Source organism: Clostridium ganghwense (genome assembly GCF_026735165.1).
GTDB classification, from domain to species: domain Bacteria; phylum Bacillota; class Clostridia; order Clostridiales; family Clostridiaceae; genus Clostridium_H; species Clostridium_H ganghwense.
The window spans coordinates 299,646-311,996 of record NZ_JAPQES010000007.1 but is presented as its reverse complement, the minus strand read 5'-3'; the positions used below and the strand labels follow the sequence as shown (position 1 = coordinate 311,996).

General features: G+C 29.0%; 17 protein-coding genes, 7 tRNA genes, 2 rRNA genes and 2 other RNA genes. 14 read left to right on the top strand and 14 right to left on the bottom strand.

The genetic code is table 11. The features are described 5' to 3' along the window. The 12 genes from OXH55_RS18545 to OXH55_RS18490 all read left to right on the top strand — a co-directional run. Positions 1-109 (top strand): 16S ribosomal RNA (locus OXH55_RS18545); the annotation flags it as partial. Positions 110-309: 200 nt separating this feature from the next. Continuing rightward, positions 310-426, top strand: a 5S ribosomal RNA gene (rrf, locus tag OXH55_RS18540). Positions 427-431: 5 nt separating this feature from the next. Next, positions 432-507: transfer RNA gene (locus tag OXH55_RS18535), tRNA-Lys, on the top strand. Between the two features lie 8 nt (positions 508-515). Next, positions 516-592: transfer RNA gene (locus OXH55_RS18530), tRNA-Asp, on the top strand. 5 nt (positions 593-597) lie between these two features. Beyond that, positions 598-673 (top strand) — tRNA-Thr (locus tag OXH55_RS18525). A gap of 13 nt (positions 674-686) precedes the next feature. Further along, positions 687-761: transfer RNA gene (locus OXH55_RS18520), tRNA-Glu, on the top strand. Between the two features lie 17 nt (positions 762-778). Continuing rightward, positions 779-862, top strand: a tRNA-Leu gene (locus OXH55_RS18515). Positions 863-866: 4 nt separating this feature from the next. Continuing rightward, positions 867-942 (top strand) — tRNA-His (locus OXH55_RS18510). 7 nt (positions 943-949) lie between these two features. Beyond that, a tRNA-Gln gene (locus tag OXH55_RS18505) sits at positions 950-1,024 on the top strand. 256 nt (positions 1,025-1,280) lie between these two features. Next, positions 1,281-1,403 carry a hypothetical protein gene (locus OXH55_RS18500; RefSeq protein WP_268051622.1) on the top strand — a complete coding sequence of 41 codons (123 nt, stop codon included), beginning with the start codon at positions 1,281-1,283 and terminating at the stop codon, positions 1,401-1,403. 141 nt (positions 1,404-1,544) lie between these two features. Continuing rightward, on the top strand, positions 1,545-1,778 hold the full coding sequence (locus OXH55_RS18495) for a hypothetical protein (RefSeq protein WP_268051621.1): 234 nt from the start codon (positions 1,545-1,547) through the stop codon (positions 1,776-1,778). 17 nt (positions 1,779-1,795) lie between these two features. Then, entirely contained in the window at positions 1,796-1,954 is a 159-nt protein-coding gene (locus OXH55_RS18490) for a hypothetical protein (RefSeq protein WP_268051620.1), read from the top strand. A 292-nt stretch (positions 1,955-2,246) separates the two neighbouring features. Here the strand turns inward: OXH55_RS18490 and OXH55_RS18485 are convergent, their stop codons facing one another. Beyond that, positions 2,247-2,939, bottom strand: coding sequence for a hypothetical protein (locus OXH55_RS18485; protein ID WP_268051619.1), 693 nt, complete (start codon positions 2,937-2,939; stop codon positions 2,247-2,249). Positions 2,940-3,231: 292 nt separating this feature from the next. Here OXH55_RS18485 and OXH55_RS18480 point away from each other — a divergent pair, with 292 nt between their 5' ends. Then, positions 3,232-3,771, top strand: coding sequence for a GNAT family N-acetyltransferase (locus tag OXH55_RS18480; protein WP_268051617.1), 540 nt, complete (start codon positions 3,232-3,234; stop codon positions 3,769-3,771). A gap of 130 nt (positions 3,772-3,901) precedes the next feature. Next, positions 3,902-4,294 carry a zinc-ribbon domain-containing protein gene (locus OXH55_RS18475; protein ID WP_268051615.1) on the top strand — a complete coding sequence of 131 codons (393 nt, stop codon included), beginning with the start codon at positions 3,902-3,904 and terminating at the stop codon, positions 4,292-4,294. A 47-nt stretch (positions 4,295-4,341) separates the two neighbouring features. Here the strand turns inward: OXH55_RS18475 and OXH55_RS18470 are convergent, their stop codons facing one another. From OXH55_RS18470 to OXH55_RS18410, 13 genes are all read right to left on the bottom strand, one after another. After that, positions 4,342-4,746 (bottom strand): secondary thiamine-phosphate synthase enzyme YjbQ, encoded by a 405-nt coding sequence (locus tag OXH55_RS18470; RefSeq protein WP_268051614.1) that lies wholly within the window; start codon positions 4,744-4,746, stop codon positions 4,342-4,344. Positions 4,747-5,240: 494 nt separating this feature from the next. After that, entirely contained in the window at positions 5,241-5,474 is a 234-nt protein-coding gene (locus OXH55_RS18465; RefSeq protein ID WP_268051613.1) for a hypothetical protein, read from the bottom strand. After that, entirely contained in the window at positions 5,423-5,575 is a 153-nt protein-coding gene (locus OXH55_RS18460; RefSeq protein ID WP_268051612.1) for a recombinase family protein, read from the bottom strand. The genes OXH55_RS18465 and OXH55_RS18460 overlap by 52 nt, the downstream gene beginning before the upstream one ends. 84 nt (positions 5,576-5,659) lie before the next feature. Next, positions 5,660-5,968 carry a hypothetical protein gene (locus OXH55_RS18455; protein WP_268051611.1) on the bottom strand — a complete coding sequence of 103 codons (309 nt, stop codon included), beginning with the start codon at positions 5,966-5,968 and terminating at the stop codon, positions 5,660-5,662. Between the two features lie 272 nt (positions 5,969-6,240). Then, complete coding sequence (locus tag OXH55_RS18450) at positions 6,241-6,828, bottom strand: GrpB family protein (protein ID WP_268051610.1); 588 nt, start codon at positions 6,826-6,828, stop codon at positions 6,241-6,243. Positions 6,829-7,010: 182 nt separating this feature from the next. Beyond that, positions 7,011-7,197: non-coding RNA, 6S RNA (gene ssrS / locus OXH55_RS18445), on the bottom strand. 331 nt (positions 7,198-7,528) lie between these two features. Further along, positions 7,529-8,413, bottom strand: a complete 885-nt coding sequence (locus tag OXH55_RS18440) for an AraC family transcriptional regulator (RefSeq protein ID WP_268051609.1) — start codon at positions 8,411-8,413, stop codon at positions 7,529-7,531. A gap of 586 nt (positions 8,414-8,999) precedes the next feature. Further along, on the bottom strand, positions 9,000-9,149 hold the full coding sequence (locus OXH55_RS18435; RefSeq protein ID WP_268051608.1) for a hypothetical protein: 150 nt from the start codon (positions 9,147-9,149) through the stop codon (positions 9,000-9,002). A gap of 231 nt (positions 9,150-9,380) precedes the next feature. Next, positions 9,381-9,567, bottom strand: a non-coding RNA gene (gene ssrS, locus OXH55_RS18430) — 6S RNA. 297 nt (positions 9,568-9,864) lie between these two features. Beyond that, positions 9,865-10,029 (bottom strand): hypothetical protein, encoded by a 165-nt coding sequence (locus OXH55_RS18425; RefSeq protein WP_268051607.1) that lies wholly within the window; start codon positions 10,027-10,029, stop codon positions 9,865-9,867. 660 nt (positions 10,030-10,689) lie between these two features. Next, positions 10,690-10,839 carry a helix-turn-helix domain-containing protein gene (locus OXH55_RS18420; protein ID WP_268051606.1) on the bottom strand — a complete coding sequence of 50 codons (150 nt, stop codon included), beginning with the start codon at positions 10,837-10,839 and terminating at the stop codon, positions 10,690-10,692. 17 nt (positions 10,840-10,856) lie between these two features. After that, the gene (locus OXH55_RS18415) at positions 10,857-11,006 is read right to left on the bottom strand and encodes a hypothetical protein (protein WP_268051605.1); all 150 of its coding nucleotides are present in this window, start codon (positions 11,004-11,006) and stop codon (positions 10,857-10,859) included. Positions 11,007-11,312: 306 nt separating this feature from the next. Continuing rightward, positions 11,313-12,269 (bottom strand): tRNA dihydrouridine synthase, encoded by a 957-nt coding sequence (locus OXH55_RS18410; RefSeq protein ID WP_268051604.1) that lies wholly within the window; start codon positions 12,267-12,269, stop codon positions 11,313-11,315. Positions 12,270-12,351 lie beyond the last annotated feature (82 nt).

The window sequence follows — 12,351 nt, the reverse complement described above, 5'->3', positions numbered from 1 at the left end:
AGCCCGTGAGGTAACCTTTTGGAGCCAGCGGTCGAAGGTGGGATTGATGATTGGGGTGAAGTCGTAACAAGGTAGCCGTAGGAGAACCTGCGGCTGGATCACCTCCTTTCTAGGGAGAAACGGAAGCAAAGCTTCCATTTGATGACTCTGTTACTTATTCTGTTTAATTTTGAGAGACTAAGTTCTTTTAAAAAGGACACTTGCTCAGCTAAGCTGAGGAGTACTATATTTCCAAAAAATCAAAGGAAACTCAGCTGAAAGCTGAGTAACCGACCATCACAAAATCAAATATTTTTGGATGTCTAGTCATCTGGTGGTTATGGCTTGAAGGTAACACCCGTTCCCATACCGAACACGAAGGTTAAGCTTCAAAGCGCCGATGGTACTGCACTGGAGACGGTGTGGAAGAGTAGGTCACCGCCGGGTAATATGATTCACTAGCTCAGTCGGTAGAGCACTTGACTTTTAATCAAGTTGTCCGGGGTTCGATTCCCCGGTGGATCACCAATAAATACGGCCTAGTGGCTCAGTTGGTTAGAGTACCGGCCTGTCACGCCGGGGGTCGAGGGTTCGAGTCCCTTCTAGGTCGCCATTTAAGCTGGCATGGCTCAACTGGTAGAGCAACTGACTTGTAATCAGTAGGTTCCGGGTTCAAGTCCTGGTGCCAGCACCATTTTTAAAATTTTGGCTCCTTGGTCAAGCGGTCAAGACACCACCCTTTCACGGTGGTAACAGGGGTTCGATTCCCCTAGGAGTCACCATTAATAAATTAATATATGCAGGTGTGGCGGAATTGGCAGACGCACTAGACTTAGGATCTAGCGCCTTTGGCATGGGGGTTCGACTCCCTTCACCTGCACCATATGGTGGACGTAGTTCAGTTGGTAGAGCGCCAGATTGTGGTTCTGGTTGTCGAGGGTTCGAGTCCCTTCGTCCACCCCACTAATATTGGGATGTCGCCAAGCGGTAAGGCATAGCACTTTGACTGCTACATGCGTAGGTTCGAATCCTGCCATCCCAGCCAAAAAAATAAAAATCTCTTCTTTAGAAGAGGTTTTTATTTTTTTATATATTTAATATTTTATATAAAGATATTAATAAAATATTAAATATATAATTAACTTATTTTTAAGTTTTTATTAGCGCTGCTTCAATAACTAAGTTATTGAGGCAGTTTTTTTAGTTAATAATAGTAGTTAACGTTGTAACTAAGTACTTGATATAGTATTGAATAAACTCCATATTTAAGGGGAATCTAATTGGAGAAAGGAGTGTAATATATGCAAAAAGGCAAAAAAGGAGATATAAATGGTCAAGAAGTAAACATTGGCACTAAGAGGACTAAAAGTAGTAACATTCAACATGAAAAAAATGATGTTAGATCAAAGAGAAATGATAAGTAAATCTTAGATAGATTACAGATAAATATATTAAGTTAAAAGGTGCTCTATAAATAATAATTGAGCACCTTTTAACTATTATTTTTTTATAAGCATAAAACAATTTCGTAAGGATAAGCTAATTTTGAGAAAGGAGTGTAGAATATGAGTGAGAAAGACTATAAAGATGAAGAGATAAGTACAATGCATAACATACATCATGAAATAGAGGCAATTAATGAAAAACATAATCCAATAAGCAATGAAGATGAATTTGCTGTAATAGGTAATAATACCGAATTGGGGGATATACATGAATTAGATACCAATATCGAGACCAACCCATTTCCATTTAGTCAAGAAAAGAGACCATTCTATAAAGAAGATAATAAGAGATAACATTTGGAGGAGATACAGTGATTAGTAATGAACCATATGATTTAATGAAAAGAATTAATACTGGATTTGATAATGAATTTAAAGAAAGATTTTGTAAAAATGAATTAGAAAATAGTAATGAAGATGTAGAAGACATAAAAGAACAGTTTATTGATGATTTTTGTAATTTCCACTAATTTCTTTTTGTAAGAAATTAATTGAGTCAATAGTATATTTTTCATAACCTAAAGTATGTATTAAATAATATTATAGGTAAAAAATAATATAGAAAATCATAGCCCAAAATAAAGAGAAGGCTATCTATGTACTATTTAATATAACAATAAAGAGGTGAAAAAATAATGGCTAAAAAGGGTACTGAAAAACGTTCAGGTTCTAAAGAAACAAATCAAAAACATCAAGTAAATAATCAGCGAGGAAAGACAACAAAATAAGGGTAAAATAAAAAAGAAGTGTTACGCTTCTTTTTTATTTTATATCCAGTATCAAATCACTTCTTTTAGAATAAGTAAAAGTATATGTCTGTCCAATTGTCACATGCTTTAATCGTCTATTATATGAATGATATTTATGGTCAACGTATATACAGTACCCATACTTTTCTTTTTTAATACTGTTTACAGTACCGAGGGAGATATGATAATCCTTATATACAAAATCAAATACTGGTTTACTTAACATATTAATTCCTGAAGTAACTATAAGAAGTGAAAGAATGCTTTTCAGTATAGCTGTGATAATTTTATTTTTTATTCCTAGTTTTTTACAATATTTCCAATCTTCTATTGTACATCCTAATATTATTGAAATTACTATTAGAAACAGTAAAAGGTAAAATTTATTAAGAATATCTACTAATAGTATAGCATCTTTTAAATGCATAATCTCAAAAGCTGCTACTATTCCAGCAAAATATAATAAAAATCCGCCTATAAATGTAAAAATAAATCTTTTATATAATATTCTATATACTACTATTTCAAATAAAACTTCAAATATGTTTCTTCTTTTATTCTGTTCTAGATTTATAGGATTATAATAATTATATTGTCTTTTCTTTTTTACTTTTTTCATTGGCAATTTTACTATTAGTTTTTGATTACATTTTGAACACCTTAAACTTCCATCTGTATATTTAGTTTTACATTTTGGACAGTACATAATCTTCCTCCTATAAGTAGTCTTTATGTGTTTAAAATACTTATGTAACAACATATTTATACAAAGTACAACATACCATATTATACCTTGAATTCCTTATTGCATCAACATATGATATAATTGGTACCAATACAAATGTATTATATATAGTATATTATGATGTAATTGCATGATATTGAGAATCGAAAGAAGGTAAAATATAACGAAGTAATAAATTTTGTAGATTAGACTTGAATGTTACTTAACGTAATCATTTATTATTAAATTACATATTATTAGGAGGTATTGAAAGATGACAAAACTTGAATATTTAGAAAAAGAAGATTTGGAAAAAATTATAGATTGGAATATTAATAGATCTCCTGATTATTTATTGCAATGGGCTGGACCTATGTATAATTATCCTTTAACAATCTCACAAGTTGAAGATTACTTTTTTAATGATGTAAAAAAAGATAATTCTAATATATTTGTTTATAAAATACGATTAGTTGATACAGATGAAATTATTGGAACTATTGAACTTCGCGAAATAGATAAAAGTAATAAAGTTGGTAGGGTTTGTAGATTCCTAATTGGAGAAGAAACGGTTAGAGGTAAGGGGATTGGAACACGGGTATTAAAAGAAGTATTAAGAATTGGATTTGAAGATTTAAAATTTGAAAAGATAAAACTTGAAGTATTTGATTTTAATTACAGTGCTATTAAATGCTATGAGAATGTAGGATTTGTAAAAGAAAGACTTTTAGAGAATGTAAGAAAATCATCAACTGGTTATTGGAATTTATATGAAATGGCTATTTCAAAAATTGAATGGCAAATAAATAATTAGTAAGTTAAGTCATATTTTTCTTATATGAAAATATCGAACAGATTCTGTTTTTTATTATGTATAAAGGTTTATCTCAGTATGATATAATAAAAAATAATAATAGGTAACTGACTTAATTATGGAGGAATTTATGTTTTTTATAGGAATATTAGGTATAGAAAATAAACAAAAGGAAATAAAATTTTTAAATAATATACCCTGCAGAAATTGTGATAAAGGATTAGGAGGAAAGGTTATAAAGAACTTCAATTTTTTTCACTTCTTTTTCATGCCTCTTTTTACGTGGAATGAAAAATATTATATAATGTGCAGTGGCTGCAATTCAGTATATGAAATTCCTCAGGATAAGGGGAAACGAATTGAAAAAGGAGAAAATATAGAAATTACTTATTGGGATTTAAGACCTATTGAAACTGGATATAAGAATGGTAATTATTCAGTAGGAAATAGATGTGCACATTGTGGGAAAGTTGTAGAACATAATTTTAAATATTGCCCTTATTGTGGATCAGAAATTAAGTAGAAATATTATGCATTGTCAATTTTAACTTAGTAGAGGTAAATTAAGTTCTATCCTTCTATAATTTTTATATATACTTTTCTGTTTCTAGGTCCATCAAATTCACAGAAATAAATTCCTTGCCATGTACCTGTAAGAAGGCTGCCATTTTCAATTATAACAGTTGCGCTAGAGCCCATGTATGAAGCTTTAAGATGTGCATGGGAATTTCCTTCAAAATGTTTATAATTACTTTTGGCTGGTATAAGCTTATCTAAAGTAACAATAATATCCCTTGTTACATCAGGATCTGCATTTTCATTTATTGTTATGCCACTAGTAGTATGAGGACAAAAAATCACAGCAATTCCATCCTTAACTCCACTTCCTATAACGGACTTTTCTACAAGATAGCTTATGTTTATAAATTGTTCTTCCTTTGTAGTTTCAATTTCATATTTAAAAGTATTACTCATAAGAAAACCTCCTTTATTTCACATTATTCTATAATTCCGTCTTAAAACATTATATGTTCTTGCGACGCATTTAATCTAAAATGCATAATTATTGACCTTATATAATTATATCAAATACTAATAATCATTTCAAAATAGTTGGTATAAACATATATCATTTGTTAGTGTAGCTAAATAGGAAATTAGGGGAGAACTATATAATAAAATAAAAAAAGTGCTTACAAGATTTTTTTAGCAATAAAATTGAAAAATGACAAACTGCATTAATATGTTTATTTGGAATTATTGTTTATGGTATTTTGCTTGTGAATAACCTGTTTTTTCACCACATAGTTAAGGGTGTTGTCCACATGCTTGTCCGTGAGAGAAATACCTTTGGTAAAGCAGTATTTAAATATGGATATCAGCACTTTTATATTTTCCATCCTCATATGTTTTAACTATTATCTCTTTTACAAGAGTTCTGATTGTATTTCTTAATTGATTTACCAGGATTATGTATAAAACTCCTTTGGTCTATTTAAATAATCAGCAAGTTTTATAGTACTATAGCTTTTATTAGCTACCATATCAAAAATCAATCTTACTAAATCAGCTTCACTCATATTAATTTCAGGAATAGTTTTATTGTTTATCTGAAGGTGTTTATTTTCATCTACATAATATCCATAGGCAACTATACCTTCAAGGCATTTTCCATCACGTACAGCTCTATTTGCACCATGCACATACGTTCTAAAATAGTTTCTCTTTCTAAGTCAGCTATACCAGCTAACATTGTAATTATGAATCTACCAGAAGGGGAGGAGGTATCAAAAGGTTCTGTCATGGATTTAATTTGAATACCATAGCTTTCTAGTTAAAATATACCGAATGTTTGTTTGCATGTCGACACTCAAATACAATTATTATATTACTCATACTTAGCATATGCTGTCATCTTACTTACTATTTTAAATAAATAATTCAAAAAATGAAAAGGTATTGGAGATCCTACTACATATACATTTTCTAGATTGTATATAATAATTATTACTCCCAATGCTATCATATATATTGAATTTGCAATTGAAAAATATAGCTGTAACTTAAAGAAACTTTTTTCCTTTATCACAATCATTCTTTCACTTCTATAATACCATATAACTTTATTTCTGGATAAAATGGAATACATTAAATAAATTAACCCTATAATAATTGGACATAGACCTAACCAGTTCAAATTATCCCTCATTTCCCTCATATCATAATACAATTTTCTAATAAATTACTTTTAGATAATTATATCATAGCATTACATATATTAGCTATTTGATATTTATTTACCTATGAATTGTAAAAGAGACTAGGGGAAAGACAAATAAAAAAGTGCTAAAAAATTAGCACTTTTAGTGTTAAGATTTAATACGCTGTTATTATATCGTAACTGGTTCTTTTAATATTAGTTTTTTATATCGTCATTTAAGAATAGTATGGACTAACTAAAAATTATGTTCATAATATTGGCAAATATCTATTACCAAAATCTTTTCTTGCTATCTTTGTATATTTCATAATGAATTCGGTTTTAGCTTCGGTGTACCCATCTCTATTATGCTTGTATTGCTCTTTTAGTCCTTGTTTTAATTTCCCATATTTTTCTGCAACTTCTTTATGAACTAAAAGATAATCCCTAAAATATAATTCATTCCAATCTCCAAAAAATCGAACATGGAGATGAAAAACTTTTTCAGCGAAACCATTTGAAGTATATCCTTTATTAAAGGACATGTTTAAGTCTGGTTTACATTCAAATGACATTAATGTCCAACCAGCATTACTTAACTTTGATTTTATTTGTTCTATATTGCAATTACAATCAACTTCCAACAAAATATCTACTGTTGGTTTAGAAATCAATCCTTCAACCGAGCTACTTCCGATATGATTAATTCGCTTAATGTCATTTCTTCCTAGGGCATTGACTATTTCACTTTTTTCAATTAAATACCATTCTTTATAAGAAGGATTATGTTCTTTTAAAATGATGGGGAACAATTCCCAAAGTTCTTCTAATGACATTTCAGACAATGTTTTTCCCATAGCAACCTCCTAAATAAAATATAAATTATTATTACTTCAAATTTTTTTACAATCATGTCACAATTTACTTTTGTACATTATATCATTTAATTTAGAAAAGGAGATAGTGGAGAGACAAATAAAAAAAGAGAGGCATATCTACCTCTCTTATAATATAAGTATTTATCTTATTGATATTAAATTTATAATCCAAAATACCGCTGCTCTGATTTTGACACCTATCTCTCGATAGGTGGGTGTTCTCATAAATGTTTTACTGTCCTTGCCACTCAAAGTTGGTCTTATAGGACTAATCTACATTTAGATATTGAACTCCCGCATAAATGATGTAGGTTCAAAATAAGAGCTCTACAAATATTCTAGATAATTAACTTGGTTATTTATATTTAAAATTTGTTGAAACAACTTTACCGGAAGACTATTATATAAAGATTATATATAAAATTCAATAACTTTTTAAAGGTAATAAAAGAAAGTTTTACAAGTAGCATTTGAAAGTAAATAATCTAAATAAAGAAAAGGGGAAGGGGATAATGTAAAAAGTGCTAACCTATATTAGCACTTTTAGTGTTCAGACGTAATATTTTGCTATTATGTCTTAACAACTTCTTTGATTATTAACGTTTTAAGCCTACATTTAAGAAGATTACATACTAACTAATTAAGTAAAAATTATGCTCATAACCTACAATAATAACAATTATACATATGTCTTTTTCTTAACTGGAACCCATATTTCACAGAAGCAATCTGCATTAGGTTCGTGGGAGTACAATTCAAAATCAGTATCGTCAATCATACTATACTCTGAACCTGGAAGAAACTCTGAAAAAATTTTTTCCCATGTTTCGGCTATACAATTTGGAGTTTCACCAATACACTTAAATACAGCCCATAAAGTAGGTTTTACCTCCCATATTTTATATCCCTCAGGTATATTACCATCATTAAATTCCATACCTATGCCATAATCAAAATGTGTACTTTCTTTTGATATAGGTGCACAAGCTCCATAAATATCATGCTTGCTAGAGTTTTGTTTTAGAACATCAAATGTGCCATTGTCACCACATTCTTTCCAAAAGTCCGGAATTTCAGTATTTCCCGCTTCTGAAATTGATTCATTTCGAAACTTTCTAATCTTAGCCAATAATTTAAATTCTTCTCGTTTCTCAATTCTATAGTCCATAACAGTACCACCTTCCAATTTTATTTTAATGAGAAGGCGATTAAAAGATTTTAATTTCATACCTGCACGCCTTGCCACATTTGGCGTAATGCCATGAAATCTAGTAAATGCCTTTGTAAAACTCTCGGGCGAATTATAACCATATTTTAAAGCAATATCAATTACCTTTGCATTAGATATAGAGATTTCTTGCCCCGCCATTGATAATCTTCTATTTCTAATATACTCATTTGCTGTAATGCCTGTTATTAAACTAAATGTTCTATGAAAATGATAGCTTGACACGTAGATATGCTTTGCAACATCTTCATAGGTAATGGGTTCTAATATGTGCTCTTCCATATAATCGATTGCTTTCTGCAAGTTTTGAATAAAATCTATTTTTCTCACCTCCATATACAAATTGTACTAAAATGTATCTGTTATTTCCTATCCTACCTTGCTTGGATTTGTCTAAATAAAATATAAATAATCTTTACTTCGTATAATTTTGCAACTTTGTTTTAACACATTATACCTTCTTATGTCACGCTTTCTTACGATTATATTTTAATGTATCTATGCTTGGTAATACACACTTTCTTTAAATTACGTAACTATTAATGTTTGTACAATTATACCAAAATAAACTATGATACCATAAACATATACTGGAAAAATATTTTCTTTAGGTATTGATAATTAGATAGCTTAAATAGGGGAGAACTATAGCTTAAAACATAAAAATAAAAAGTGCCTACAAGAGCACTTTTGAAGAAGAAAATATTTGGTTATGATTATGCTGCAGCTTTACCCAACACCTCTACGGATATTTTGCAGCAGGGGAGAGAAGTCCAGTTTAAATAAAGTATATAATGTGAAAAGTGCTAACCTATATTAGCACTTTTAGTGGTGAGTCTTAATATCTAAAGAAATAGAAACCTACTTTTCTATGTTTTTTATTATTTTGCTTCAATGTTTTTATTCTAAATTTATATATAAATCATTGCTTCTTAGAAGTTGCAATAAATATTATACCAAGAACTAAAAAAATTATCGCTGGTGGTATTGTGCTATTACTTTTTCCTATTATAAATATTAATGCTGATATAATTGCAAAAATAATTCCTATTATGAACTTAGTATTTAGCATATAAACCTCCTTTTAGATACGTTTTTCCTTTCTCATAATTTAAGCATATTTTAGAAGGATTATTCAGATGAAGTTTAGTTTGTCATATTAAACTACTACAACTTCACAATTTACTCTTGTACAGTATATTATCTAATTTTAAAAAAAGAGATAGGGGAGACAGATATGAAAAAAAGAGAGGCACCTCTACCTCTCTTATAATATAAGTATTTATCTTATTGATATTAAATTTATAGATCCAAAATACCGCTACTCTGATTTTGACACCTATCTCTCCATAGGTGGGTGTTCTCACAAATGCTTTGCTGTTCTTGCCACTCATAGTTGGTCTTATAGAACTAATCCACATTTAGATATTGAACTCCCGTATAAATGATGTAGGTTCAAAATAAGAGCTCTACAAATATTCCAGATAATTAACTTAGTTATTTATATTTGAAATTTGTTAATACAACTTTATCGGAAGACTATTATATAAAGATTATATAAAAAGTTCAATAACTTTTTAAAGGTAATATAAGAAAATTTTACAAGCAGTAGGTGAAAGTAAATAAAGAAAAGGGGGTGGGGATAATGTAAAAAGTGATAACCTATATTAGCACTTTGGGGGTTAAGACATAATATTTTGCGATTGTGTCTTAATTACTTCTAGGATTATTAATCTTTTAAATCATTATTTAAGAATATTATGTAATAAATTTGAGCTAGCTTACACTTATTTATTGTGCATGTCTTCAATTGCTGAAATAATAAAATACCCCATAGTAGCTATTGATAAAATGACTCCTAAATATCCTTCAAGCTCTATAGCTGCACCTAAATAAATCCCAATAGCACCTGCTATAAAGGTAATTATCAATGCTTTAATCGATTTTTTCATATTATCCTCCTATTTTTCCTATTATTTATTCAATTTAATGTAATTATTATTATTGAATTATAATATATTTTAAAATAATTTCTTATTCAACTTTTTTTACAATCTTGTCATAACTCATTGCATGTTCTTTGTTACTCACTTTATTTAAATTACGTAACTACTAATACTTATACAATTATACCAAAATAAACCAAAGTTTCACAAACATATACTGGAAGAATATTTTCTCTAGTTAATGACAAATAAATGGTTTAAATAGGGGAGAACTACAACTCAAAACATAAAGATAAAAAGTGCTTATAAGAGCACTTTTGAAGAAGAAAATATTTAGTTTTGATTAGATAAGTACCTATATACCTGTTTTGTAGAAGGGGAGAGAAGTCTATTTTAAGTAGAGGCATTAAAAATAAAATAGATAATTATATAAATTAAAAAAGATACAAATTAATCTGTATCTTTTTTAACATCTTTGAATATTTCGTCTAATATAGAAAATATATTTTCAGGGTTTAGATCTTCCGCGGATTTTATTATTCCACGATTTATTAATGAATCTAAAAATTCTTCAGCTAATTCCGTAGCTTCAAGTTCAGTTATATTTCTACTATAATTACTACCTAATAAAAAATTAGTTGATACATTAAAAAAGCTAGCTATTCTTTAATAATCTTCTGAAGTTTTAGGGTGACATTCACCTGATTTATACATTGACATAGTTGACTCACTATATCTTAATTTTTGACCTAATTCCTTTAAAGTCAATTCATTTTCTAATCTTAATTCTTTTAATCTATCTTTAAATAAAGTCATTAATATTCACCTCATTTTTATTTAATATTAGTCTTAGTGTTCTTATTTGAAGATTTATTGGTTAGAGCTGTATTATAGAGATTATTTTGATGCAAAACAACTTGTCCATTTATTTTTAAACTATATATACCTTTGCTTTTTAAGAAATCATTTATGCTATTATTCATTTTTATCCCCCTTTATGGCGAAGACGAACAAAATGCGAACATATGTTCTGTTAATAGTGTAATCCTTATGGGTAAATTTTTCAAGATAATGAAAAATATTTTTAAGATTTTACATAGAAAAAAGGATATGAGTATAATGGATATTTAATAAAATTTAAAATTCTGAGAAAGAGGGAAGGGGAGACTAATTTATTTTAAATAAGTACTATATGGTGAATTTTAATTAAAAAATAAAAAGTGCTAACGTTAAGTTAGCACTCTTAGTAATGAAATAATATGTTATTTTTTGTATTAATATTAATCATATTAAAATCCGCGTAAAAGTGTTTCTTCTATATCAAGTTCTTGAAACAGCCTCGATATAACTACGTCATAATCACGTAATCTAACTGTCTTTCTTATTTTCTTAGCATATTTATCACTCTCTGCAAACAAGTGTATCATATAAAACCAAAATTCTTTCATTTTAAATAATACATTTCTATCTCCAGAAAGGATTTTCTGATAGCCTGCATAAACTGTATCGTGAAATGCCTTCATTACCTGCTTATCTACGACATGATTATTGTTAATTTCTCCGATTAATGCTGGATTTGCAATAAGGCCTCGACCTAGCATTACTGCACCTAAACTTGGATACATTTCTACCAATTTCCTATAGTCTGACACATTAAAAATGTCACCATTATAGCAAACAGGATTTTTACTTAATGCTAATGCATCTTTAAATACCTCCATATTTGGCTTGTTCTTGTAAAAGTCCGTTTGTATTCTTGGATGAATGATAATCTCCTCAAGAGGATACTTGTTAAAGATTTCAATCAGCTCATAAAATTCATCTGGGGAATCCTTTCCAATTCTTGTCTTTATGGAAATCTTCGTTGATGCCTTTGAAAATATATCCTCTAAAAATTCATCCAGTTGTTCTCTTTGTGCAAGAAATCCTGAACCTTTATGTTTTGCAACAACTGTACCAGATGGACAGCCCAAGTTTAAATTGATCTCATTATAACCAAACTTAGTTAACTCGTTTACCGTACGAATGAAATGCTCAGCATTATTTGTAAGTATTTGAGGAACCACAGACAGTTCTTGATTGTGTTCGGGTAATATATCATTTAATTCTCTCGAAGTAAAGCCCTTGTTACTCTTTGGTGAGATAAAGGGTGTAAAATATTTGTCAATTTGTCCAAAAAAAGTTTGATATGCATTTCTATATATATATCCAGTAATACCTTCTAACGGTGCAAAATAGTATTTCATATTATAAAACTCCTCATCATAAGTAATTTCACATCTATTATATCCAACAAATATATTTTTGTATAGTCATCTAATTTTCTCT

Bases quoted from the DNA above. Each gene is read 5' to 3' on its own strand.
- OXH55_RS18500 (WP_268051622.1), top strand. From the start codon at position 1,281: ATGCAAAAAGGCAAAAAAGGAGATATAAATGGTCAAGAAGTAAACATT.
- OXH55_RS18495 (WP_268051621.1), top strand. From the start codon at position 1,545: ATGAGTGAGAAAGACTATAAAGATGAAGAGATAAGTACAATGCATAAC.
- OXH55_RS18485 (WP_268051619.1), bottom strand. From the start codon at position 2,939: ATGTACTGTCCAAAATGTAAAACTAAATATACAGATGGAAGTTTAAGG.
- OXH55_RS18480 (WP_268051617.1), top strand. From the start codon at position 3,232: ATGACAAAACTTGAATATTTAGAAAAAGAAGATTTGGAAAAAATTATA.
- OXH55_RS18475 (WP_268051615.1), top strand. From the start codon at position 3,902: ATGTTTTTTATAGGAATATTAGGTATAGAAAATAAACAAAAGGAAATA.
- OXH55_RS18470 (WP_268051614.1), bottom strand. From the start codon at position 4,746: ATGAGTAATACTTTTAAATATGAAATTGAAACTACAAAGGAAGAACAA.
- OXH55_RS18460 (WP_268051612.1), bottom strand. From the start codon at position 5,575: ATGACAGAACCTTTTGATACCTCCTCCCCTTCTGGTAGATTCATAATT.
- OXH55_RS18450 (WP_268051610.1), bottom strand. From the start codon at position 6,828: ATGGGAAAAACATTGTCTGAAATGTCATTAGAAGAACTTTGGGAATTG.
- OXH55_RS18440 (WP_268051609.1), bottom strand. From the start codon at position 8,413: ATGGAGGTGAGAAAAATAGATTTTATTCAAAACTTGCAGAAAGCAATC.
- OXH55_RS18435 (WP_268051608.1), bottom strand. From the start codon at position 9,149: ATGCTAAATACTAAGTTCATAATAGGAATTATTTTTGCAATTATATCA.
- OXH55_RS18425 (WP_268051607.1), bottom strand. From the start codon at position 10,029: ATGAAAAAATCGATTAAAGCATTGATAATTACCTTTATAGCAGGTGCT.
- OXH55_RS18420 (WP_268051606.1), bottom strand. From the start codon at position 10,839: ATGACTTTATTTAAAGATAGATTAAAAGAATTAAGATTAGAAAATGAA.
- OXH55_RS18415 (WP_268051605.1), bottom strand. From the start codon at position 11,006: ATGAATAATAGCATAAATGATTTCTTAAAAAGCAAAGGTATATATAGT.
- OXH55_RS18410 (WP_268051604.1), bottom strand. From the start codon at position 12,269: ATGAAATACTATTTTGCACCGTTAGAAGGTATTACTGGATATATATAT.